This is a genomic window from Agathobaculum massiliense (assembly GCF_900291975.1).
Classification (GTDB): domain Bacteria; phylum Bacillota; class Clostridia; order Oscillospirales; family Butyricicoccaceae; genus Agathobaculum; species Agathobaculum ammoniilyticum.
In genome coordinates, this window is the sequence record NZ_OMPN01000001.1 from 1,688,288 (window position 1) to 1,712,222 (window position 23,935).

At 57.4% G+C, this 23,935-nt stretch carries 14 protein-coding genes; 6 read left to right on the forward strand and 8 right to left on the reverse strand.

Annotated features, from left to right (window positions below; all coding sequences use genetic code 11):
* Positions 1–11: 11 nt before the first annotated feature.
* On the forward strand, positions 12–3,230 hold the full coding sequence (locus DBQ51_RS08665; RefSeq protein WP_159068128.1) for an S-layer homology domain-containing protein: 3,219 nt from the start codon (positions 12–14) through the stop codon (positions 3,228–3,230).
* A 67-nt stretch (positions 3,231–3,297) separates the two neighbouring features.
* Here DBQ51_RS08665 and DBQ51_RS08670 read toward each other — a convergent pair whose 3' ends face one another.
* Positions 3,298–3,918, reverse strand: a complete 621-nt coding sequence (locus DBQ51_RS08670; protein WP_107631307.1) for a hypothetical protein — start codon at positions 3,916–3,918, stop codon at positions 3,298–3,300.
* A 315-nt stretch (positions 3,919–4,233) separates the two neighbouring features.
* Between DBQ51_RS08670 and DBQ51_RS08680 the strand changes: the two genes are divergently transcribed.
* Positions 4,234–4,887: a hypothetical protein gene (locus DBQ51_RS08680; RefSeq protein WP_107631309.1), complete on the forward strand. Its 654-nt coding sequence runs from the start codon at positions 4,234–4,236 to the stop codon at positions 4,885–4,887.
* Between the two features lie 61 nt (positions 4,888–4,948).
* On the opposite strand, the gene DBQ51_RS08685 is transcribed toward DBQ51_RS08680, so the two are convergent.
* The 5 genes from DBQ51_RS08685 to DBQ51_RS08705 form a co-directional block, all read right to left on the reverse strand.
* Positions 4,949–8,392: an S-layer homology domain-containing protein gene (locus DBQ51_RS08685; protein ID WP_107631310.1), complete on the reverse strand. Its 3,444-nt coding sequence runs from the start codon at positions 8,390–8,392 to the stop codon at positions 4,949–4,951.
* 221 nt (positions 8,393–8,613) lie between these two features.
* Entirely contained in the window at positions 8,614–9,708 is a 1,095-nt protein-coding gene (locus DBQ51_RS08690) for a PSP1 domain-containing protein (RefSeq protein WP_107631311.1), read from the reverse strand.
* 19 nt (positions 9,709–9,727) lie between these two features.
* A complete protein-coding gene (locus DBQ51_RS08695; RefSeq protein ID WP_107631312.1) occupies positions 9,728–10,606 on the reverse strand; it encodes a DNA polymerase III subunit in 879 nt (292 codons plus the stop codon).
* Complete coding sequence (locus tag DBQ51_RS08700; protein ID WP_107631313.1) at positions 10,603–10,926, reverse strand: cyclic-di-AMP receptor; 324 nt, start codon at positions 10,924–10,926, stop codon at positions 10,603–10,605. Before DBQ51_RS08700 ends, DBQ51_RS08695 begins: the two co-directional genes overlap by 4 nt.
* Positions 10,923–12,392, reverse strand: coding sequence for an aminotransferase class I/II-fold pyridoxal phosphate-dependent enzyme (locus tag DBQ51_RS08705; RefSeq protein ID WP_159068129.1), 1,470 nt, complete (start codon positions 12,390–12,392; stop codon positions 10,923–10,925). The genes DBQ51_RS08700 and DBQ51_RS08705 overlap by 4 nt, the downstream gene beginning before the upstream one ends.
* A 244-nt stretch (positions 12,393–12,636) precedes the next feature.
* Here DBQ51_RS08705 and serC point away from each other — a divergent pair, with 244 nt between their 5' ends.
* The 3 genes from serC to DBQ51_RS08720 all read left to right on the forward strand — a co-directional run bounded on the left by serC (position 12,637) and on the right by DBQ51_RS08720 (position 19,071).
* Positions 12,637–13,728, forward strand: a complete 1,092-nt coding sequence (gene serC / locus DBQ51_RS08710; protein ID WP_054328510.1) for a 3-phosphoserine/phosphohydroxythreonine transaminase — start codon at positions 12,637–12,639, stop codon at positions 13,726–13,728.
* A 58-nt stretch (positions 13,729–13,786) separates the two neighbouring features.
* Positions 13,787–14,938: a 3-phosphoglycerate dehydrogenase family protein gene (locus DBQ51_RS08715; protein ID WP_054328511.1), complete on the forward strand. Its 1,152-nt coding sequence runs from the start codon at positions 13,787–13,789 to the stop codon at positions 14,936–14,938.
* A 518-nt stretch (positions 14,939–15,456) separates the two neighbouring features.
* Positions 15,457–19,071, forward strand: a complete 3,615-nt coding sequence (locus DBQ51_RS08720) for an S-layer homology domain-containing protein (protein ID WP_159068130.1) — start codon at positions 15,457–15,459, stop codon at positions 19,069–19,071.
* A 45-nt stretch (positions 19,072–19,116) separates the two neighbouring features.
* Here DBQ51_RS08720 and DBQ51_RS08725 read toward each other — a convergent pair whose 3' ends face one another.
* Positions 19,117–19,746 carry a hypothetical protein gene (locus DBQ51_RS08725; protein WP_107631316.1) on the reverse strand — a complete coding sequence of 210 codons (630 nt, stop codon included), beginning with the start codon at positions 19,744–19,746 and terminating at the stop codon, positions 19,117–19,119.
* A gap of 315 nt (positions 19,747–20,061) precedes the next feature.
* On the opposite strand from DBQ51_RS08725, the gene DBQ51_RS08735 reads away from it, so the two are divergent.
* Positions 20,062–20,592, forward strand: coding sequence for a hypothetical protein (locus DBQ51_RS08735; RefSeq protein WP_107631318.1), 531 nt, complete (start codon positions 20,062–20,064; stop codon positions 20,590–20,592).
* A gap of 52 nt (positions 20,593–20,644) precedes the next feature.
* Here the strand turns inward: DBQ51_RS08735 and DBQ51_RS08740 are convergent, their stop codons facing one another.
* Positions 20,645–23,929 carry an S-layer homology domain-containing protein gene (locus DBQ51_RS08740; protein ID WP_159068131.1) on the reverse strand — a complete coding sequence of 1,095 codons (3,285 nt, stop codon included), beginning with the start codon at positions 23,927–23,929 and terminating at the stop codon, positions 20,645–20,647.
* Positions 23,930–23,935 lie beyond the last annotated feature (6 nt).

A 23,935-nucleotide genomic window follows, 5' to 3' on the forward strand; every position in this document is an offset into this window, starting at 1 on the left:
TTCTCGCACTGGTGCTGGCGTTCGCATGCGCGTTCACCATGTTTGCCGGTGCGGCGTTCACGGACGAGGCCGATATCCAGGCCAAGGACGCCGTGAACATGCTGACGGCGCTGGGCGTAATCGAGGGCGACCCCGATGGCTCCTTCCGTCCGGACGCAACCGTTACCCGTGCGGAAATGGCGAAGATGATCTTCGTTGTCCGCAACAACTCCATTGACGACTCGGCTTACGAGAACAACTCCTCTAAGCTGACCGACATCAACAGCCACTGGGCCAAGGGCTACATCAAGTTCTGCGAGTCCCAGGGCATCATCGCCGGCTACGGCGACAACACCTTCAAGCCCGACGCGACCGTAACCGGCGTGGAGGCTGCGAAGATGCTGCTCGTTCTGGCAGGCTACGACGCTGACAAGGCTGGTCTGGTAGGCCACAACTGGTCCACCAACACCCTGCGTTACGCTGGCTCCGCCGGCCTGCTGGACGACGTCAACTCCGGCCTGGAGCAGGGCCTGCCGCGTCAGTACGCCGCGCAGATGATCGCAAATACGCTGGACACCAACCGCGTGAAGTGGTCCACCGACTCCGATTCCTTTGACGACATCCTCAACGGCGGCGTCAAGGAAACTGTCGGCTCCGCTTACATGGGCCTGTCCTACGACTACGGCACCCTGACCTCGATCGAGACCGACTCCCTGACGATCAAGATCGATGCTGACTACGACTCTGATAACTACCACAACTCCGACCGTAACTACAGCAACGGCGACCTGGTCAACTTCACCAAGGTTTCCGAGGACTACACCTCCCTGCTGGGCCAGAAGGTCAAGGTCATGTTCAAGGATGGCAAGACCAACAATGTCCTCGGCGTTTACGCGGTTTCCGACAACACCGTTTACAACACCCTGATGAAGAATGTTGAGCTGGACGGCCAGAAGCTGAAGTTTGAAGGTTCTTCCTACTCTGTGGACAGCACCAAGTCGATCGACCTGACCTTTGTCGGCATTGACGGCGTTGAAACCGACACGGTTGCGTACACCTACTTTGACAAGGATGCTGCTGCGAATGAGCACGACACCAATGGCAACACCTCCTTGGCTGAGGTAACCTTTGTTGACTCCGACGGCAACAACAAGATCGACACCGCGATCGTATTTGAGAAGATCGGCGGCGAAGTGACCAACGTTGCTTCCGACAAGATCACCTTTGCCGGCAAGTCCTACAAGTTTGCCGATGAAATCATCGATGAAGAGCTGGAAGCGGACGATTACGCGGTAATGTCCTACAGCATGTACGAGGACTGCAAGGAAATCGTCAAGGCTGACATTGTCACCGACGAGCTGGAGGGCAGCAAGAACAAGACCTCGGATAACGGCAACTACAGCCAGTACGAGATCGCCGGCACCTGGTATAACATCGACACCACGGACAGCGACACCGGCTATGAGAACGTATCCGTAGGCGACACCGTTAAGGCGTATGTTGCCAACGGCGTTATCCTGAACGTTGACACCGACGACGGCACGGGCGCAATCCCGACCAATGTCGCGGTTGTTGTCGGTAACGGCAGCGGCTCGACCACCCTGTACGGCGATCAGGTCAAGCTGCGTTACTTCGACGGCACGCTCAAGACTGTCACGATCGACAGTGATAACAGCATCGCAGGCAACGACACTCAGCTCGGCCGTGCGTACAAGGTTTCCGGCAGCGACAGCGCTACCAAGCTGGAAGAGCTGAAGAACCAGAAGTACAACGGCTACCTGGCGCTGGTCTATGGCAGCGAAGACGCTAAGAACGTTGCACTGGGCAGCAACAACACGATTGCCGGCAAGCGCGTCGCGGACGACGCTGTGATCGTTGTTTGGGACGAGAACGGCTCCTCCAAGACCATCACCGGCAAGCAGTTCAACAACCTGACCTCCTCCGCTGATCTGGTAACCACCAAGGGCGCTGGCGCGGTATTCACCAAGGATTACAACGGTCTGGACCGTGTCCGCTTGGCCTCTGTTGAGGTTAAGTCTGGTTCTACCATTGGCGATATCTCCGGCACCTCCAACGATAACTACGGCTACATCACCGCGGACGCGGTTGAGCGCAGCAACGGCGACGTCACCTACACCCTGTGGAACGGCTCCGAGAACCTGACCGTTAAGGAAGAGAACGGCACCGCGAGCGACCGCGCCAAGGGTACCGTGATTGGTTACGGCAGCATCGATGCTGACGGCTACATCCAGGATGTTGACGACAGCTACGGCCTGCTCAAGAGCGTAAGCAACACCACGCCGAGCCAGAGCAACCTGGCGGTAGGCGCGAACAAGGCTTCCACCACCCGCTCCATCTCGGTTGGCGACAACCAGCTGAACGTCACCGCGGACACCAAGGTGCTCGTGATTGACTCCAGCGAGGACGACGACGCGATCGGCCAGGAATACATCTACGGCACGACCACGCTGCGCAAGGCTGACAAGGATGTTAACGACGATTACATGAACAACGTTGCATATATCCTTGACGAGGCTGTGGTTGATGGCGAGGCTGATCTTGAGCTCCTGATCATCGACAACACCGGCAAGTTCGATTGGATCGACGATGGCAGCAGCGACGATGAGGAAGAGGAAGAAGAGGGCGGTTCTTCTACCAAGGATAACATTACGGTTACCACTGATGCTTCTCTGGCAGTTGATAAAGTCCTGACCTCTATCGATGGCTCCGGCAACCTGACCATTGCTCTGCCTGCACCGACCGGCGCGGCTTCTGTAACTGCAGATATTACCGTTAAGGTTGATGGTATCAACGCTACGGCTGCCGAGGGTTCGATTACCGTCGATCAGAAGACCTGGACTGTTACCGGCAAGAACCTGAGCGACAAGAATAAGATCACGGTTGACGTGAAGAACTACAAGGTAGTTATGACGGTCGCTGAGGGTGCTCTGACACTGTCTGATGTTCCGGCTAAACCGGTTGATGGAACGGCTGAGGCTGCTTTGCCTACAACTGCTCCGACAACCACTCAGGCCGGCTTGGGTACGATTAGCGCTGTAACTTGGGCTGAAACCACGGATAATGGTACGCCTAACCAGGTTGATAGCACGGATGTTTGGACTGCAACGTTCACCATTGCAGCAGATAACGGCTACCAGTTTGTGAACGGCGGCACTTACACTTTGGGCGGAGCGACAGTAACTGCGACCACAACTCAGTTAACGGTTGTATTTACGTTCACCATTGATTAAGGTATTCGCTACAATCCGTATGGAAAGGGGCTTCTCTCATATGAGAGGAGCCCCTTTTGTTTCAAGTTTACTTGAACACGATATACCGATACGGATTTGCCACACTGTCCTCCGTGTTGGTGCAGTTGAGCATGCCTTTCACCTCAAAGCCCGTGGAGGTGACAACTAAATGATATGCTGCGATATCTGGCATTGCAAGCTCCATGCGCTGGGGATTATCTACGTTGCCAATCCATCTGGCGTTTGCAACCAGCACGGCTTTGGGTTGGTAGCCTAAGCGGATTGCTTGCGTATTCTTTTCACCGTTGCCGTTATAGCTGCCAAGATAAATCTCGCATTTCTGTGCCTCCACCTCGGTCAGACGGGTATCCAGTGCGGAAACAGCCGCTTCCCGCGCCTCGCTTTCGGTATTAAGCGACGTCTGGGTTGCTTTTGCGTCCAGTTCGGCGGCAAGCTCCTCTGAGAGCATCTCCCGATCGATCGTGTCCCCGAACGTATCCACCACGATGCCCTCCACACGCGCCTCCAGCCGTGAAGCCTCGTCGCAGATTCCGTTCACCGCCTGCCGCAGCTCCTCCGGACTGCTGTCGAATCGCGCTTTCAGCTCGTTTGCCGGCAGGCTCGGCTGGTCGGGCAGGTCGGTGATTTTGTGCTGGAACGCTGTGATTTTATGATCGCTGAATGACATGAAAAACCTCCTTTTGTTTGGGGCGGCCGGAGCTCCCCCTCGCGCGCGTTCCTCTGACCACGCGGGCGCGCGCGTGAGGGGTTCCCCGCCCGCCGTTTGCACCGACACGGGAAAGTAAGCGTCTACCAGAATAGCAGAAACGGGAAAAAGCGCAAGGGCAAATACTTGCCCTTGCGCTTTCCGTTTTTTGGGCTATTATAACGGTTGCTTACTTTCCCCGCATGAAAAACCAGACGGGGCGGCTCCGCCCCACGCGCGCCCGCGCGCGCTGTCCAAGGAACGCGCGCGGGCGGCACCGACAAAAAGGAGGAAACCATGTCTTTTTCTGACCACAAGATCACGCAATTCACACACAAAATCACCGACCTGCCCGACCAGCCGAGCCTGCCGGCAAACGAGCTGAAAGCGCGGTTCGACAGCAGTCCGGAGGAGCTGCGGCAGGCGGTGAACGGAATCTGCGACGAGGCTTCGCGGCTGGAGGCGCGTGTGGAGGGCATCGTAGTGGACACGTTCGGGGACACGATCGATCGGGAGATGCTCTCAGAGGAGCTTGCCGCCGAGCTGGACGCGAAAGCCGAACAAACCGCGCTTACCGGCGTTGACAGCCGTCTGCAGTCCGCAGAAGCTACCCTGCAGGCGCACACCGCGCAGCTTGCACAAAAAGCGGAGGTGTATTTCGGCACCTACACCGGTGACGGCGCCGCCAGCCGTTTGATCAATATTGGTTTTACGCCAAAAGCCGTGATGGTGATGTGCGGCGGATATGCGACTTATTCCAAGGGTAGCCAGACCCACTGGTACGGCGGCCTGGCGCTGGCGGGAAAGCCGGTGAAAGCATCGGACGGCAGGTCGGTATTGAACATCGAGGCGGGTGGTTTCCGCGTTTACACGGAGAGCACGCAGGTTTTTGCCGACTATGTCATGTCGAATACGGCAGAGCGGTCTTATCACTACATAGCCGTGAAGTAAAAAGGGAAAACCCCTCTCGAAAGAGAGGGGTTTTCAAGTTAAATTTGCTTCAAGCTGCGCATTAAGCTACAGTGATATCCAAGGTGTAAACCCAAGAAGTAGCAGTATGCGTGCCAGCAACCCAACCGCCAGCCGGAGCAGCGGGAGCGGCACCCAGAACATGGTTAGCATCTGCTGCTGTAATAGTCAGGGTAGCGGTTGCGATATCGTTTTGCTCAATCGTGCCCTCAGTAGCCCCGTTATTTGTCTTTTCAACAACAGAAACCGCAGCACTCAGGCCAGTTGTCATACCAGTCACCGTATAACCACCGTTAACAGTGGCTGCGGGGTCGCTGGCCGTCGGAAGACCAGTCAAAGTACCAAGCGCAGTGATGGTCTGCGCTGCCACCGAGAACTCTACGGTCTTGGTAGCGCCGCCAACCGTCAGTTCCAGAACGTAATCGCCTTTATCCGCGCCATTCAGAGTAACCGTGGTGCTCTGTGCAGCAGCGTCGTTATTGGTGGGCAGAGTAAAAGCAGCACCAGCGGTGAACTTGGAGCTAACCAGATTGGTCTTGGACGAATCGCCCTTCGCATAGATGATGTAAGACGGACGCTTACCTACTGCATTCTCATATACGATATCGAGGTTTGCAACAGTAGTATCGCCAAAGGTCCAGCTCGGCTTGAACTCAAGGCTGGTGATCTTCTCGCCGGTAGACGGGGTCGTGTTGCCAGCAGCCGTAAAGGTCGCGGTAACATTGCCTGCGCCGGTAACGATCAGCGAATCAAACAGGTTGTATTCGCCGCCCTTGACAGACAGGGTAACCGTACCGTCGTTGTCGTTAGTCTCGATATCGGCAACATTGGTCAGCGTCAGCGTGCCATCCTTGTCAGCGTAGAACGAAAGCTGCATGATCGCGCCTTCGTAAGCCGCGCCCTCGTCGGTGTCGTTCGTGCGGGTGTTCAGCCACTGTACGTCAGACAGGCCGGAGATAGAGGGCAGCGTGTAAGCGCCATAGCGCTTGCCGGCGATCTCGTTAACGTCGATTACAATAACCTCGCCGCCGTATACCAGCAGGTTGGTCGCGTAGTAGGTAGTGCCGTTAACCTTCTGGCTATTCGCCTTGGTTGCAACGCCATCTTCCAAGCCGGTGCCAGCCTTGGAGTCAACGTACAGAACAGTGCTGTAATCATCCAGATCCTCATACGGGAGGTTAATCGTGCTGGATTCGATCGTGGTGCCCTTGGAGTTAACAGAGGTGATGGAACCAGCCGTTACACCAGAGGTGATCGCAACAGCGTCGGTCATGACCTTGTTGCCATCCTCATCATTGATCGCGGTGTAGCCAACGATAGTACCCTTGGTGAAGTCGTTCTCGCGGGACTTTTCAGCTACAACCTCAACGTTTTCAGCGCCGGTCCAAACGGTGAACTTGATGTTGCCGTTGGAGAGCTTAACAGCGTCCTTGGTGATGAAGCCGTAGTTCGCATTCGAAGAAATATTGTCGAATGTAGTACCCAGAGAACCGTTGCCGTTGAACTCAACAGCGATAACGGAAGCGCGGTTCAGGCCGTCCACGTCGGAGGTGAAGTAGCCCAGAGTAGCCTGATACAGGTTGTTGGAGCTGCCATCGACATCGAGCGTACCGTCGCTTACCAGCGCCTTGAGCTGCTTGCCGGTGATGTGCTTGATGTCAGCCTTGGTCGTGTTGGCCGGCGTACCGTGGCTGTCCGTCGTCCAAACGATAACGTCTGCGCTGTCAGAAATGCGGTCAGTGTCGACCTTATCGCCAGCGGTATCCAGATCCTCCTTGCCCTCGTAGGTGAAATCACCGTAGAAGTCAGCGGTGGAGGCAAGGGCAATCAGCTCATAGGTGCTGCCGGACTTGCTGTACTCGTAGAACTGGCCGGGAACAATAGCGGTACCCTTATCGCCGTTCTGCTGCGTAAAGTAGGTGTTCTTCAGGTTGATGGTCGCCTTGTCGCCGTTCGGGAACATGACGCGCGCCTGATCGTTGGACAGGCCGTCCTGGCCAACATAGGACACGAACAGAACGTCGGTCAGCTTGTCGGAACCAGCGGAGGTCTTGTCAGCGTAGAACAGAATGCCGTTTACGGCAACATATTCTGCCTCAACACCCGGCTTTACGTTGGTGTTGATGTCCTTGTTGGAGGAATCGGTTTCATTGAACCACTCGTCGCCGATCTGGTACTGCTTCCAGCCGGTCTTATCCTTGGTGGCCTCAACAGTGCCGGTCGCCTTGGAGGCTACGACGATATCGTTGTTGTCGTTGTACAGGTTCTTGGTGATAATGACCCAGTCGTCCTTCTCAACGTCCTCGTCGATCGTGTCTTCGGAGAACTTGTAGGTTTTGCTGCCCGCGATGATCTGCGAGGAAGCGACATAGGTAACCTTGGCAACGTCTACCGTCTTGATGTAAGCGGTATCGATCTTGTTGTTGTCATCGGTGTCGATCAGGGTGATCACGTCCGCCGACTGCTGATCCTTGAACGCGCCAGCCTTCCAGTTTTCGTTCAGCTCTTCGCCGTCACGGATTACAGTCACGCCGTCGGTTTCAACCGAGTAGCTCTCGTCGTCAATGACGATCTTGCCGGCGTCGACGCTGATCTCGTTCTGATTGACCGTGACAACACTGTTGTCGTCGATCGGGTAAACGCCGAGAACAGAGTTGTTCTTGCCGTCCTTGAACAGAACCTTGACCTTCTGGCCCAGCAGGCTCGAGTAGTCGGTGTCAACCTTGACAAAATGCTCGTCGTCGCTGTCGCTGTCGGTGCGGTCAGAAGAGGACATCTGGATATCGAGGTCGGAGCCGTCGATGCTGATCAGCGTACCAACGTTGGTCCACAGATCCATCCACTTGCGGCCAACGGAGATCGAAGAGCCGCCCAGAGCGAGGCCGTCCTCGGAATCGTTGACGAAATCCTCAACGATTTCGGAGTAGCGGACAGCGGTCATATCCAGCGCGTTGGCGAGGATCTGCGCCGCGTCCTGACGGGTGCAGGCGCCGGTGATGGAAGAGTTAACGTCGTTCAGCAGGCGGTTGGTGGTTGCCAGGGTGACGGTGTTGGTCAGCCACTTGGTGCCGGTCAGACCAGCCTTGTCCGCGCGGTAGCCGCCCAGAACGAGCGCCATCTTGAGCGCTTCGCCGGTGGTTACGTTGCCGTCCGGATCGAACTGGGTCGCGGTCTTGCCCGCAACGATGCCGGTATTCTGCAGGTACTTGATGTAGCCCTGATACCAGCTGTCGGTCAGGTCGGTGAACGAAGTCGGGTTGTTCGCATGAGCGGAAGCGTCGTCGTTGCCGCCGTTGCGGATGACATAAATCATCTTGGCAAACTCAGCGCGGGTGACGTCTCCCTCAGGATTGAAGCTGCCGTCGCTGTAGCCATTGATAATGTTCAGCTCCGTCAGCAGGTCCACGGCTTCTGCGTTGACAATGTCCGCCTCGTCCGTGAACGCCGCACCGGCAAACATGGTGAACGCGCATGCGAACGCCAGCACCAGTGCGAGAACCTTTTTCTGATGGCATTAAAAATAATTTTTTGATGTTTTTTGATGCCGCATTATAGCACGGATCGGTCATAATTGCAACTATTATTTTTATTTTTGATTTTGAACTTCCTGGATTATATTTCCATGTCTTAACAGTCGGAATTTGAGTATTCATTCATGCAAAAGAATAATTATAAAAATACGCCCCTCTTTTATAAGAGGGGCGTATTTTATTCTTCTACAGGCTTCTCTTCGTGATACGCCTGCGCTTCCCCACCGGAGGATTTCCTGCGGCGGCGTCCACCGCGTCTGCGACGGCGCTTGGGGGCGTCGCCGGTTGCGCCTTCGGCAGCCGAAGCGCTTTCCGGCGCGGCAGGCTCTGCCGCTGAGGGTGCGCGTTCGGGCTTGCCCGGCTGAGCGGACTGCTCTGCGCGCGGCGGACGGACAGATTCGGCTTCCTCCCGCCTGCGGCGCTCCTCGGCCAGCGCGGCGATGTTCTGCCGGTTGCGGCAGGCGCCCTTCACCACGCAGCAATCTGCGCACTGGAACTCGGTCAGGGAATGCTCCGGACTGTCGTCCAGCTGCACCTTGCAGGTGCCGCGCAGCATTTGCGTGGAAATGACCTTTCCTCGCCCCTCCGGCGTATCCACCACGCTGCCCTGCTTGGGCGTGACCTTTTGCAGCTCGGCATAGGCTTCGTGCTCATATTTGAGACAGCACATCAGCCGCCCGCAGGTGCCGGATATTTTGGCAGGGTTAAGCGACAGGTTTTGATCCTTGGCCATATTGATCGAAACCGGATGGAAGTCCTCCAGATAAGAGGAGCAGCACAGCTCGCGGCCGCAGGTGCCCAAGCCGCCGATCATCTTCGCTTCATCGCGCACGCCGATCTGCCGCAGCTCGATACGGGTGCGGAATACGCTGGCCAGATCCTTGACCAGCTCGCGGAAGTCCACGCGGCCATCTGCCGTAAAATAAAACAGCATTTTGTTCATATCAAAGGTACATTCGACCGTGACCAGGTTCATGTCCAGCCCGCGTTCCTCGATCTTGCGCTTGCAGACGATAAACGCCTCGTCCGCGCGCTTTTTATTCCGCTCGAGCGTTTTTCGGTCCGCGTCGGTCGCCACGCGCAGCATGCGTTTGAGCGGCTGCACAACCGTCTGGTCAGGTACGTCGGTGTTCGCCTGCACGCACTCGCCGTACTCCAGGCCGCGCGCGGTTTCCACGATCACGCCCGTCCCTGTCTCCACAGGGATGTCCTGCGGGTCAAAATAATACATCTTTCCGTTTGGCTTGAAACGGACTCCGATAATTGTAGTCAAAAGCTGATATCCTCCTATATTATAGAAAGCAGATGCGGTATACATCGCTTGTCAGCGCACAGGTCACTGCCGCCGCCGCGGCGTTGCGGCCGATCCGACCGATCAGCTCTCCAATCCAGTCATATACCGCCAGCAGGCGGCTGGCGGGTACCGTCCGTGCCAGAGCGCGCGCTTCGGTTTCCAGCGCGGGCTGCAAAGGCGGCTGCGGCAGGGCTTTGGCGAAAAACACAGCGTCGCGCAACGCGGCCTGCAGAATGCCCAGCACACCCATCAGCGTCCGGCGCGGCGTTTTTTCGAGCGCCAGCGCGGCCAGCATCATCCGCTCCTCGCGCTGCGCGGCCACAGCGGTCAGATACGGCGCGAGCAGCGCGGCCGCCTCCCCATCCGAAACCGCTGCGCCGGCCGGCGCGAGCGCGAATTTCGTGCAGCGGGAACGCACGGTCTGCAGCAGAGCGTCCGGCTGTTCGGCGGCCAGGATGAAAAATGCATAGCCCGGCGGCTCCTCCAGCTCCTTGAGCAGTGCGTTCTGCGCCATGGGGTTGAGGTTCTGCGCGTGGCAGATCACAGTCACGCGCCGCGCCCCGTCATTGGGGACGATCGCGTTTTCCGCCTTAATGCGGCGCGCGAGATCGACCTTCAGCTCCTCGTCGCCCGCATCGATCATCATCAGGTCGGGATGCACGCCCTGCTCCACCTTGCGGCAGGACAGGCAGGTCCCGCAGGGCCTCGGCCCACCGCTCTCGCACAGGATCGCGGCGGCTAGGACGCAGGAAAGCGTCTTCAGCCCGTCGGGATCGTCGCCGGAAAGCAGGACGGTCTGCGGGAAACGGCCGGACAGCGCGTTCCGCAGGCTGCTTTTGAGCGCCGTGTTGCCCGGCAGACTGTCAAACGAGATCAAAGCTTTTCAAACCGCTCGACATGCAGCACGAACACGGTCGCGCCGCCGACCTCGACCTGTACGGGCGTGGATGGGAAAAAGCCCATGCCCAGCTCGGCGGTGGTCGGGATGATCTGCTTGCGCGAGGAGGAATGCTCGCGGATGATGTCGAAGCAGGCGTCCAGCCTGGATTCCTCCAGTCCGATCAGGATGGTGACGTTGCCGGCCTTGAGGAAGCCGCCGGTCGTCGCCAGCTTGGTGATGGAAAAGCCCGCTTTCATCAGGCTGTTGATTACGTCCTGTGCATCATCATAATTGATGATCGCAAGTACCATTTTCATAAAAGGTGTCCCCCTTTTCCGCTCTGCTGCGAGATAACCACGGTGATTTCTTCTATTTCATTGTACCATCTTTCCCGAATAAGTTCAATGTGCGCCCGTGTAATTTTCTCCCCCGGCCACAGCAGCGGCACGCCGGGAGGATAGGGCGTGACCGGCCGCGCGCAGACCAGCCCCTCGGCCGCAGCGGGCGCGACGCGGCCGGTGTGCGAAAACCACGCCTGCCGCACGGGCATGACGCGCGCAGCGGGCGGGAAGGGCGCGGCCGCCAAGGGAAGCGGCTCCTCCCGTCGCCGGCCGGACAGGCAGCGCAGGCCGCGGCGCAGGCGGTAGATCGAGGCGCCGGTATCCGCGCCGGTCAGAATGAACACGGCGTTGCGGTCGTCCGCCATCTCACAGGCCACGCCGTATTCGCTCCAAAGCATGTCGGCCAGGCGACGGCCGGTGATATCCGTACCCGCGGTGCAGACCGTCAGGCGGCAGGGGTCGAGCGCGGGGAAATCGCTCTCGGCCAACGGTGTGAAGCGGGTGCGGCGCGCGATATAATCCCGCAGGTCGCCGCAGGTTTCCGCCGCGCGGCGGTAGGCGGCTCGGCCCGGGCCTTCGGTGTAGGCGCGCGCCAGGTCGATGGACGCCATGATCGGGTATGACGGGCTGGAAGTGCCGAACAGCGCGGTATTTTCGCGCAGCGCGCGCTTATCCGCGCCCGCGCCGGCCAGAAGGACCGCCCCCTGCCCCAGACAGGGCAGCGTTTTGTGCATGGAGAGCACCGCCATGTCCGCGCCCTCCGCGACCGGCGCGGGCAGGCCGAGCGCCGGAAAATGCGCGCCGTGCGCCCCGTCGACCAGCAGAAGCCTGCCGTATGCGCGGCACAGATCCGCGAACGCCGGTATCGCGCGGCACACGCCGTAATAGGTGGGAGAGGTGAGCAGCACGGCGCGGATCTCCGGATGGTCGAGCAGCGCCCGCTCGGCCGCGTCCACGGGCAGCGCGCCCGACACCGCGAACGGCTCGATAAGCGGCGCGGAGATAAAATGCGGTGTGATATCCAGCAGCGCGCAGGCGTAGCAGACCGACTTGTGGCATTCGCGGTCCAGCAGCACGCTGCCGCCCTCCCCCACGGCGGCCGCAAGCATGGCGAGGACGCCCTGGGTCGAGCCGCCGGTCAGAAAAAAGCAGTCGTCCACGCCGAAATAGCGCGCCGCGGCGACCTCGGCGTCGCGGATCGGCCCGTCGCCCAGGTACAGGTTGCCCGTGCCGTAGGTTTCGGTGAAATCGATGGCGAATATCTCCGCATAGCTGTTGAACAGCGGCTCGCCCTTATGCCCCGGCATATGGAAGCGCGCGGAATCGCCGGTCGCAAGCAGCTGGAGCGCGTGGAACAGCGGCGCGCCCGTGAACGGCATCAGCCGGTTGATCTGGCGGTGGGTGAGCTGCGGCGCCCGGGCTCTTTTTTTGTGATGGAACATGGGCCGCGGCCCCCTTTCTCTGGCATGCCCACGCTTCTGGTATTTTGTTATTATAGCATGCGCGCGGGGCGCTTGGCAAATCCTTCCGCACACGCTCTGTCCATAATGTGCAGACATTCGTCTTTTTCAGATGGATTTTTGGGCTATATTCCCGTAGTAAATATCTTTCCCTTATATTATAATGAATACTGCGTTCTTTTTTGGAACAGCATGTTGAAATTTGAAAGGCAGGTAACTATTCACTATGGCTGACAATCGTATCTACAATTTCTCCGCAGGCCCGTCCATGCTTCCGGTACCCGTGCTTGAGCGCTGTGCCTCCGAAATGCTGAACTACAAGGGTTCCGGCATGTCCGTCATGGAGATGAGTCACCGCTCTAAAGTATATGACGCGATCATCAAGGAAACCGAGGCCGCGCTGCGCCGCGTACTCTCCATCCCGCAGAACTATCGGGTGCTGTTCCTGCAGGGCGGCGCGACGACCCAGTTCGCGGCCATCCCGATGAACCTGATGCGCACCGGCAAGGCGGATTACGCCATCACGGGCAACTTCGCCAACAACGCTTATAAGGAAGCGGTCAAATTCGGTGACATCCATGTCGCGTTCTCCTCCAAGGAGGGCAACTTCGACCGCGTGCCGACGCAGGGCGAGCTGGACATCCGTCCGGACGCGGATTACTTCTACATCTGCGCCAACAACACCATTTACGGCACCGAGTACCAGTACGACCCCGAAACCCCGGCAGGCGTGCCGCTCGTGGCCGATATGTCGTCCAACATCCTCTCCAAGCCGGTGGACGTTTCCAAATACGGCGTAATCTACGCGGGCGCGCAGAAGAACATGGGCCCCGCGGGCGTGACCGTGGTCATCGTGCGCGAGGACCTGCTAGGCCATTACCCGCTGGAGAAGTATCCGGTCATGCTGGACTGGAAGACCATGGCGGATAAGGAATCCATGTACAACACGCCCCCCACCTACGGCATTTATGTGCTGGGCCTCGTGCTCGAGTGGGTCGAGCAGATGGGCGGCGTCAAGGCGATGCAGGAGCTGGCGGCCAAGCGCAGCGGCATGCTGTACGACTACCTCGACGGCCAGGACTTCTACAAGGCGGTCGCGGAAAAGGCGTCCCGCAGCCACATGAACGTCACCTTCCGCACCGGAAACGACGAGCTGGACGCGAAATTTGCCAAGGAGTCCGCGGCAGCGGGCATGAGCAACCTCAAGGGCCACCGCTCGGTCGGCGGCATGCGCGCTTCCATCTACAACGCGATGCCGGTCGAGGGCGTGGAGCACCTGATCGACTTCATGAAGAAATTCGCGGCGGAAAACGCCTGATCCGCGGGCGCGCCCGCCGCGCCCGTCCATTCCAAAAGAGTAAAGGGGATTGATTCCTGTGTTTAACGTAAAGCTGTATAACAAAATTTCCAAAATCGGCCTCGATCAGCTCGATCCGGCGGGCTATGCCTGCTCGGAGGATTTTGAGGACTATGACGCGGTCCTTGTCCGCTCGGCCAAGCTGCACGACGTGCAGTTCCCCAAAAGCCTCAAGTGTATCGCGCGCGCGGGTGCGGGCGTGAACAACATCCCCCTCGACCGCTGCGCCGAAGAGGGCATCGTGGTGTTCAACACCCCTGGCGCGAACGCCAACGCGGTCAAGGAGCTGGTCATCTGCGCGCTGCTGCTCGCCTCCCGCAAGGTGGTGCAGGGCGCGAACTGGGTCAAGGGCCTTGCCGGCACGCCGGACATTGGCCCCGCCGCGGAAAAGGGCAAGGCGACCTACGCCGGCCCTGAGATCGCGGGCAAGCGCCTCGGCGTGATCGGACTGGGCGCGATCGGCGTCAAGGTGGCCAACGCCGCGGTCGGCCTGGATATGGAGGTCTGGGGCTACGACCCGTTCCTCTCGGTTGACGGCGCGCTCGCGCTGTCCCGTTCGGTCAAGCATGTGACCGAGCTGGACCAGATCTTCGCCAACTGCGATTATATCACCGTACACGTCCCGCTGCTCGCGGACACCCGCGGCATCATCGGCGCGGAGGCGATCGCCAAGATGAAGGACGGCGTGCGCGTCGTCAACCTCGCCCGCGGCGAGCTGGTTGACGAGCAGGCCATGGCTGCCGCGCTCGAAAGCGGCAAAGTCGCGGCGTATGTGTCCGATTTCGCCTCTGACGCGATCCTTGCGCAGGAAAACGCGGTCACGCTGCCCCATCTCGGCGCCTCCACGCCGGAGAGCGAGGACAATTGCGCGAAAATGGCGGTCAAGGAAATCGTGGACTACCTCGAAAAGGGAACCATCCGCAATTCGGTCAACTTCCCCAACCTCAAGGTGCCGTATGAGGGCGGCTACCGCATCTGCATGATCCACCGCAACATCCCGAACATGATCGCCTCCATCACCGCGGCGGTCAAGTGCAACATCGAGAACATGGGCAACCGCTCCAGAGGCGACTACGCCTACACCATCGTGGACGCGGCCGAGCAGCCCACCGAAGCCAACCTCGAAGCCCTCCGCGCGATCGACGGAATGATCTCGGTGCGCACCATCTGAACGAAAAATCAAAAATGACCGCACGTTCACCGGCTCTAAAGCCGTGATTCCGGTCGAAACAGAGGAAATCAGCCCCCAAACCAGCCGGTTTGGGGGTTTCCTGCTGCCGCCGGACGACAAAATGCGCCCTTTTCCGCCCTGCATCCGATCGCGCCCGCGTCCGCCGGATTGCCCCCGCGCGGCGGAGACGGGTGGAACACTTCCCCTTGACAAATCCAGTTTTATGGTTATTCTATCCTCTGTATGATTTTTATGGAAAAAGACGGTATACCCCCCGGTACAGATGTTCGAGCGGGCGTCGTAACACAGCACGCGAAACGCGCATATCCATGCAGCGCGCTTACCTTATTATATATAATCCCGTAATTTTCGTATTTTGTGACAGTCACGGATGCGTAATATTACCCGTTTGTTACACTTCACGCAATCTTCTTGACGCATTTATTCCCGCATGGTATGATTGTCAACGTAATAAGGGCGAGCAATCGCCTGAAAATTTTAAAGGAGGAAAAAACCCCATGAAGAATCTCAAAAAGGTTCTCGCACTGGTGCTGGCGTTCGCATGCGCGTTCACCATGTTTGCCGGTGCGGCGTTCACGGATGAGGCCGATATAAAGGCCAAGGATGCCGTGAACATGCTGACGGCGCTGGGCGTTATCGAGGGCGACCCCGATGGCTCCTTCCGTCCGGACGCAACCGTTACCCGTGCGGAAATGGCGAAGATGATCTTCGTTGTCCGCAACAACTCCATTGATGATTCGGCCTACGCGAACAACTCTTCGAAGATGACCGACATCAACAGCCACTGGGCCAAGGGCTACATCAAGTTCTGCGAGTCCCAGGGCATCATCGCCGGCTACGGCGACAACACCTTCAAGCCCGACGCGACCGTAACCGGCGTGGAAGCTGCGAAGATGCTGCTCGTTCTGACCGGTTATGACGCAAACAAGGCTGGTCTGGTAGGCCACAACTGGTCCACCAACACCCTGAAGTATGCCGGTTCCGCCGGTATCCTGGACGACGTCAACTCCGGCCTGGAGCAGGGCCTGCCGCGTCAGTACGCCGCGCAGATGATCTACAACACGCTGGAAGCCAACCGCGTGAAGTGGTCCGACGATTCCCAGTCCTTTGACGACGTCCTCAACGGCGGCATCAAGGAGACTGTCGGCTCCGCTTACATGGGCCTGTCCTACGACGTAGGCACCATGACCGAGATGAGCAAGGACTCCCTGACCATCAAGATCGACGGCAGCTATGATTCCGACAACTACCACCAGTCCAAGGATTACAAGACCGTTTCCTTCACCAAGGTAGGCTCGGATTACTCCAAGCTGCTCGGCCAGAAGGTCAAGGTCATGTTCAAGGACGGCAAGACCAACAACGTCCTCGGCATCTACGCGATCTCTGACAACACCTCCTACACGGTTGCTGCAAACGGCACCGAGAAGGACGGCGACAAGGTCAAGTTCGGCGGCTCCTCCTACTCTGTTGAGTTCTACGGCGACGCGGACAACAAGACCATCTACGACTCCAACAAGGGCGACGCGATCGCTACCTACATCGACGGCCAGGTTGCTGAAGGCACCACGCTCGACGAGCTGGACAACAACAAGCTGAACCCGAACATGTACACGTTCGTCGATACCGACGGCAACGGCAAGATTGATACCCTGAACGTTACCACCTACAACGTTGCCAAGGTATCCTACGCTTCTTCCGACAAGATCATTGCCAGCGGCAAGACCTACAAGACCGCGGATGAGAACATCGCGGACGGTATCGCCAAGGACGACTGGGTCGTTATCACCGAGAACCTGTACAACGACAACAAGGATATTGTTAAGGCTGACATGTCCACCGGCACCCTGAACGGCCTGCGCGACAACCAGTCTGCTAACATCTTCTTTGACGGCGGCGACGTTTCCACGAGCAAGGTAACCTACAACGAGTACCGCGTGGGCGACGACTGGTTCAAGGGCGCTGCGAAGGTTCAGTCCACCGCAAGCGAATCCGACCTGAACACCGTTAAGGCTGGCAACGAGGTAGAGTATGTTGTTGTCAACAACATCATGTTCTATGTCAAGCGCGTTTCCGGCAAGGCGGACGGTAAGGTTGACGAAGTTGCGATGATCGTCAACAAGGGCACCACTGGCATCGACAACGAAGTCAAGCTGGCGTTCTTCGACGGCACCACCAAGACGGTTGAGGTCGACAGCGACAGCACGATCAAGTGGGATGACCTGAAGACCGGCACCGTTTACGGCTACGACGTATCCGGCGACGAGTACAGCTTCGAGGCCCTGAAGGATGGCGTTGCTGACAGCAAGTACGAGGAGTACTACGGCGACATGACCTACATGGGCTCGCAGCAGACCTCCGGCACGAACGCATTCAACTCTCTGGGCAAGTACACCATTGACGACGACGCAGAAGTCCTGCTGTTCCTGCCGAAGCGCACCACCAACATTGGCGACGATGCTTCCGGCAACGATTCCAAGAAGATCTCCGGCAAGCAGTTCAAGGCTCTGGCTAACGGCAAGATCATTAACTCTTCTGAGATCTATGGCTTCTACGGCAGCATGAGCGGCATTGACCGCGTCGGCGCTATGGCTGTTGCAGTCAACAGCCTGGACGGCATCGTCAAGACCTGGAGCAACTACGGCTACATTGTTACCAAGCCCTACAAGGTAGACAACAGCACGATCGAGTACACCTTCTGGAACGGTTCTGAGAATGTAACGGTTCAGGAGGACAAGAACAGCACTTCCGACCGCGCGAAGGGCACCGTTATCGGCTACGATACGCTCACCGAGAAGGACGGCGTAAAGGTAATTGACGACGTGGATCATCTGACCGCTTCTGACATTACGTTCACTGCTGTAACCAGCGTAAACGACAAGAAGGATACTGCGATCTTTGCGAAGCAGCCGGTTGGCGCAAGCCAGTCTGAGCTGGACAAGGTAAGCAGCAGCGACGTATTCTACATCGACACCGATGCTGACAAGGATCTGGAGATCGGCGTAGAGGACGGCGAGATCAAGGAAGCGCAGAAGGTTGACGGCGACTACCTGGCGAACGCTCTGGTAATCGGCAACGACGACGAGATCGAGCTGCTGATCATCGATCAGGGCGAGTATCTGGACAACGACGTTTACACGGTTGACACCACCGGTGGCGTTGTTGACGGCGAGGATGCGAACGCTTCTGACGTCAAGATCGGCTCCATCAATGACGTGGCAGTTGGCGAGTCCGTTGATATGGACGTGACCGTTACGACCAAGAACATCAACAAGGGCACCTCTGTCCGCGTTTCCCTGAGCAACGCTGACGGCCTGACCGCTTCGGCTACCGATATCGACAGCGACGGCAAGTCCGTTGTGACCATCAAGGGCACCCCGAAGAAGGAAGGCACCGCTACGCTGAAGGTAACGGTTGACGGCAAGACTGTTGACAGTAACTTCACCATCAACAAGGAAGCGAGCAACGTTGTCCTGAAGACCAGCTACGACACCACGGACGACGCTACTTTCGGCACCGTTAAGACCTACACCGGTACGGTTGGCTACCAGAACGCCTGGATGCTTACCCCGGACGTAAAGGTTGTTGACAATCAGGGCACTGACAAGTCTGCTGACTTCACTGTGACCAAGAGCAACCTCTCTCTGATCACTGACAACAACGCTGCGGCTAAGACCTTTACGGTAGCGACCAAGGCCACCACCAAGGTTGGCGATTACAAGATCGTTGTTACCCTGGGCGATCAGAAGACCGAGCAGGCGATCAAGGTTGTTACTGCTGTGGTTGCGGCTCCGACCGTTAACCTGACCAAGATTGCTAATGGTCAGAACCCGACCCAGGCGCAGGCTAGCTGCTCCAGCACGGGCGTTAACAGCGGCAACGTTGTAACCGAGTGGTACAAGGCTGCTGACACGACTGGCACCAAGATGGGCGATTCGGAAACTGTCGCTACCAGCGATAAGGTTTCTGTAAAGGTTATCCTGACTGCTGCGGAAGGCTACACCTTCACCGGCGGCAGCTACGATACCGTTCAGCTCTTTAGCCAGACTGCTACCGCGACTATTGCTCCGGATGGCACCACCCTCACTCTGGTTGTGAATAATCAGACGGTTTAATCCGTATAACGAAAACCCCTCTCGAATGAGAGGGGTTTTCCCTTTTTACAGCCCAAAGGCGATGTAACCGTAGGTTTTTCCGGATTCGTTGGGGTTGTTGCTGCGGTTGATGCTCATACTATCCGATTCGGAGACGCGGAAGCCGTTTTCCGTCAGGTGGGACTCGGAAAGTTCCGGAGGGGAGCCACCGCAGAGCCTGTGACATACCGTTATCGTTTCCAGCATTTCAAAATTGCCTATCGTTGGCGCAAGTATGACCAGATACGGCTTAAAACCAAGGGAAATCAACCGGTTTTCCGTCCCGTCGCCGGTATAGGTGCCGTAAATGACCTGCGCCCTTTTTGGCATCGCCTGTTCCAGGCTGCTGACACGGTTTTTCAGCGCGGTGGTTTCACTGGTCAGCGCGGCCTGGGTTGCTTTTGCGTCCAGCTCGGCGGCAAGCTCGTCTGAGAGCATCTCCCGATCGATCGTGTCCCCGAACGTGTCCACCACGATGCCCTCCACACGCGCCTCCAGCCGTGAAGCCTCGTCGCAGATTCCGTTCACCGCCTGCCGCAGCTCCTCCGGACTGCTGTCGAACCGCGCTTTCAGCTCGTTTGCCGGCAGGCTCGGCTGGTCGGGCAGGTCGGTGATTTTGTGCTGGAACGCTGTGATTTTATGATCGCTGAATGACATGAAAAACCTCCTTTTGTTTGGGGCGGCCGGAGTTCCCCCTCGCGCGCGTTCCTCTGACCACGCGGGCGCGCGCGTGAGGGGTTCCCCGCCCGCCGTTTGCACCGACACGGGAAAGTAAGCGTCTATCAGAATAGCAGAAACGGGAAAAAGCGCAAGGGCAAATACTTGCCCTTGCGCTTTCCGTTTTTTGGGCTATTATAACGGTTGCTTACTTTCCCCGCATGAAAAACCAGACGGGGCGGCTCCGCCCCACGCGCGCCCGCGCGCGCTGTCCAAGGAACGCGCGCGGGCGGCACCGACAAAAAGGAGGAAACCATGTCTTTTTCTGACCACAAGATCACGCAATTCACACACAAAATCACCGACCTGCCCGACCAGCCGAGCCTGCCGGCAAACGAGCTGAAAGCGCGGTTCGACAGCAGTCCGGAGGAGCTGCGGCAGGCGGTGAACGGAATCTGCGACGAGGCTTCACGGCTGGAGGCGCGTGTGGAGGGCATCGTGGTGGATACGTTCGGGGACACGATTACAGAAGAAATGCTGTCCGATGAGTTGGACGCAAACCTGATGCGGCGAAGCGACCTGTATTTCGGCACCTACACAGGCGATGGTGTGTATCCCCGCGAGATAACGCTGGGCTTTGCTCCCAAAATGGTGTTTATCATGCGCGCGGACGGAATGACCGGTTCCACCGGTTACACCTATCAGTTCCTTGCGTTTCCGGTCGAGGAGTCTGAACAACCGGACTATTGCCTGCTTACGCAAACCGGCTTTCGTCTGAACAGCCCCGGCGACAAGTCACGGATAAATGCCAAAGATATAAAATACGTCTATATCGCCTTAAAATGAAAAGGGAAAACCCCCTCGAAAGAGGGGGTTTTCTCTTTTTGTTGTGAAAAAATTACGCAACAACAGTGAACGTATAAGTTGCAGTTGCAATACCATTCGTTAAACTGAACGAGTCAGCATCAGCATTCGTGCCTGCCAGAGTCGGAGCTGCGGTAGCAGTAATTGCGTAGTCTGCATCCGGAGTAAAGGTAGCGGTGATTGTAACCTTTTCACCTGCAACCGGAGTGTAAACAGAGGTATCTGCGCTCGGACGATCGTTAGCCACAATTTTAAACGAAGCCTTCACATTAGTGGTTTCATTTTTCTTGAGCTTGCCAACGATGGTATCCAGTACACCAGCCTTGACCTTACCAGCTTCGGTAAACGTTGTGGTGCTGTCGCTTGCAGTAACAGCATTCAGAGTGGCAACCGGCTTTGCAGTAACCTCAAAGGTATCTGTCAGCAGAACAGTATTGCCCGCCTTGATCTGAATATTATACGTGCCGATTGCGGTGGAAGTACCAACTGTTACAATGATTTCCTGCGTGCCGTTATTCTTTACAGCAAAGGTACCATCGCCAGAAGCAGTAATGTTGACGTTATCCTCAGAATTGATAGAGGTAGTAACATCGGCTGCATCTGCTGCATAGTTGGAAGCAGTCAAGGTGTACTTCAGAGTTGCCTCCGTACCCTTTGTGGTCGATGCATCGCCGGAAGTCTTCACAGCGGTCAGCTTGGGCGCATTCACATCATCCAGCTCAAAGCCGTCGAACGCGCCGGTGGAGTCGATGACCAGAACCTCGATGTCTGCATCGTCGTCGCCAGTCTCATCCATGATCCAGAACGCATTGACCAGGTACTTGTCGTCTGCGCCATCCTTGTACTTGGAGCCCTCCGGCAGCTTGTCGCCGTAGGTGTACTCCAGGCCGATCTTCTTGTCGTCGTCCGCCTTGGAGTCAACCAGAAGAACCGTGGTGTCCGCGGTTACGTTGAACTGCGCGCCATAGATCGCAATGTACTTGGATACGCTGGCTTCGTTGCCGCCGCGGTACATCTCGCCCTGATTCAGAGTATCACCCTTGTTCACATCATCCGCAGCCTTGATTGTGCCGTAATCCTTAACGTCGTTGATGATGCCATCCTCGTCGATATCGGAGTAGCCGATCAGGGTACCCTTGGCGCGGGTATCCTTGGAGTAAGAAATGTCCTCGGTAACGGTCACGTTCTCAGAACCGGTCCAGATGGTGTACTTAACGCCGCCGGAAGCCTTGACGCCCGCTGTTACGATGTAAGCGTAGTTGTCAGAGGACTCGCCGACCAAATCAGTGCTGCTGACCTTGATCGCCGCCAGCTTAACGCGGTTCAGACCATCCGTTTCCTTGGTGAATACCGCGGTCGCAGGTGCATTCTTAACACCCTTCGCGTCCTCGCTCAGGGACTTGAACTGCTTGCCGTTGATCTGCTTGGAGCGGCCGAGCTCGGTGTACAGGATGATGACAGCGTCGTCAGCAACCTTTTCATTCGCGATTGTGTCGGTGTTGCCCGCGGTAGCGGTCAGCGTAGACGTATAATCGGTTTTGCCGTTGCCCAGCAGGGACAGATAGCCGTTGTACTTCTTGGAGTCGATTACTTCAAGCTTGCAGTCAGAATCCGAGCCGGAAACCTTGTAAGCGTTGCCGAGCTTGGGATTTACGCTGTCGTCAGACATGGTAACGGTCTTGGTGGTGCCGTTGAAAAAGCGCAGCTTCGCCTGATCGCCGTTGAGCGAATCAACATGGCTGGAAACGCCGACTACGACCGCGATGTCATCCGGAATCGCGCCGTTGCTGTCGTCCGCGCTGATGTCGAGCGCGATGCCGTTGTAAACGTAAGCCTTAACGGTGTCGCCAGTATCAACATCGGCCTCGTCCTTTGCGTTGTACCAGGTGCCGTCCAGCTCATACTGCCAGTAGCCGTCCTTCTCCTTGATGCCGGTCAGCTCGGTGGTCAGGATGTCCGCGCGGACGATGTCCTTGCAGTCCTCGTAGAGGTTCTTGGACATAACTGCAAAGTCGTCCTTGACGATCTCTTCGTCAATGTTCTCATCGTCAAACTCATAGGACTCGCCAGCAAAGGTGATCTTGTCAGAGCCGACATAGGTGACCTCGCCGCCGGTGTAGGTGGTGATGATCGCAGTGTCGATCTTGTTGTTGCTGTTGGTGTCAACAAAGACAACCTTGTTCATGGAAACCTTATTCAGGTTATTGCCGTCTAACATGGCGGTGTCGTCGAAATCGGTGATGTCAGTCTTGGCAGCAGTAGCGCCATCCACGATGACGTCGATCTGAACGCCCTTAGCGGTGCTATCCATGTCCTCAACCGAGTAGGAAGAACCGCCGAACTTGATCTTTTCGCCGTCCATTTCGGTCTTGTTCAGGTAGGTTTCGTAAACCGTGTTGTCCGAGATCGCGTAAACGCCGAGGACATTGTTGGTCTTGCCATCCTTGAACATGACCTTGACCTTCTGGCCCAGCAGGTCGGAGTAGTCCGTGCCTACCTTGGAGAAAGTAACGTCCGTGTACTTCGTGGACTGATGGTAGTTATCAGAATCATAGCTGTCGTCGATCAAGACGGTCAGGGAGTCGCTGGTGATCGTGGTCAGGGTGCCGTAGTCGTAGGACAGGCCCATGTAAGCGGAGCCGACAGTCTCCTTGACGCCGCCGTTGAGGATGTCGTCAAAGGAGTCGGAATCGGTGGACCACTTCACGCGGTTGGTGTCCAGCGTATTTGCGATCATCTGCGCGGCGTACTGGCGCGGCAGGCCGGACTCCAGACCGGAGTTGACGTCGTCCAGGATACCGGCGGAGCCAGCGTAACGCAGGGTGTTGGTGGACCAGTCGTGGCCTACCAGACCAGCCTTGTCAGCGTCGTAGCCTGCCAGAACGAGCAGCATCTTCGCAGCCTCCACGCCGGTTACGGTCGCGTCGGGCTTGAAGGTGTTGTCGCCGTAGCCGGCGATGATGCCCTGGGACTCGCAGAACTTGATGTAGCCCTTGGCCCAGTGGCTGTTGATGTCGGTCAGCTTAGAGGAGTTGTTCTCGTAAGCCGAGTCGTCAATGGTGTTGTTGCGGACAACGAAGATCATCTTCGCCATTTCCGCACGGGTAACGGTTGCATCCGGACGGAAGGAGCCATCGGGGTCGCCCTCGATTACGCCCAGCGCCGTCAGCATGTTCACGGCGTCGGTGGCCTTAATGTCCGCCTCGTCCGTGAACGCCGCACCGGCAAACATGGTGAACGCGCATGCGAACGCCAGTACCAGTGCGAGAACCTTTTTCTGATGGCGCGATACTGCACATAATATAGAGGAAATTACCAAAATGCA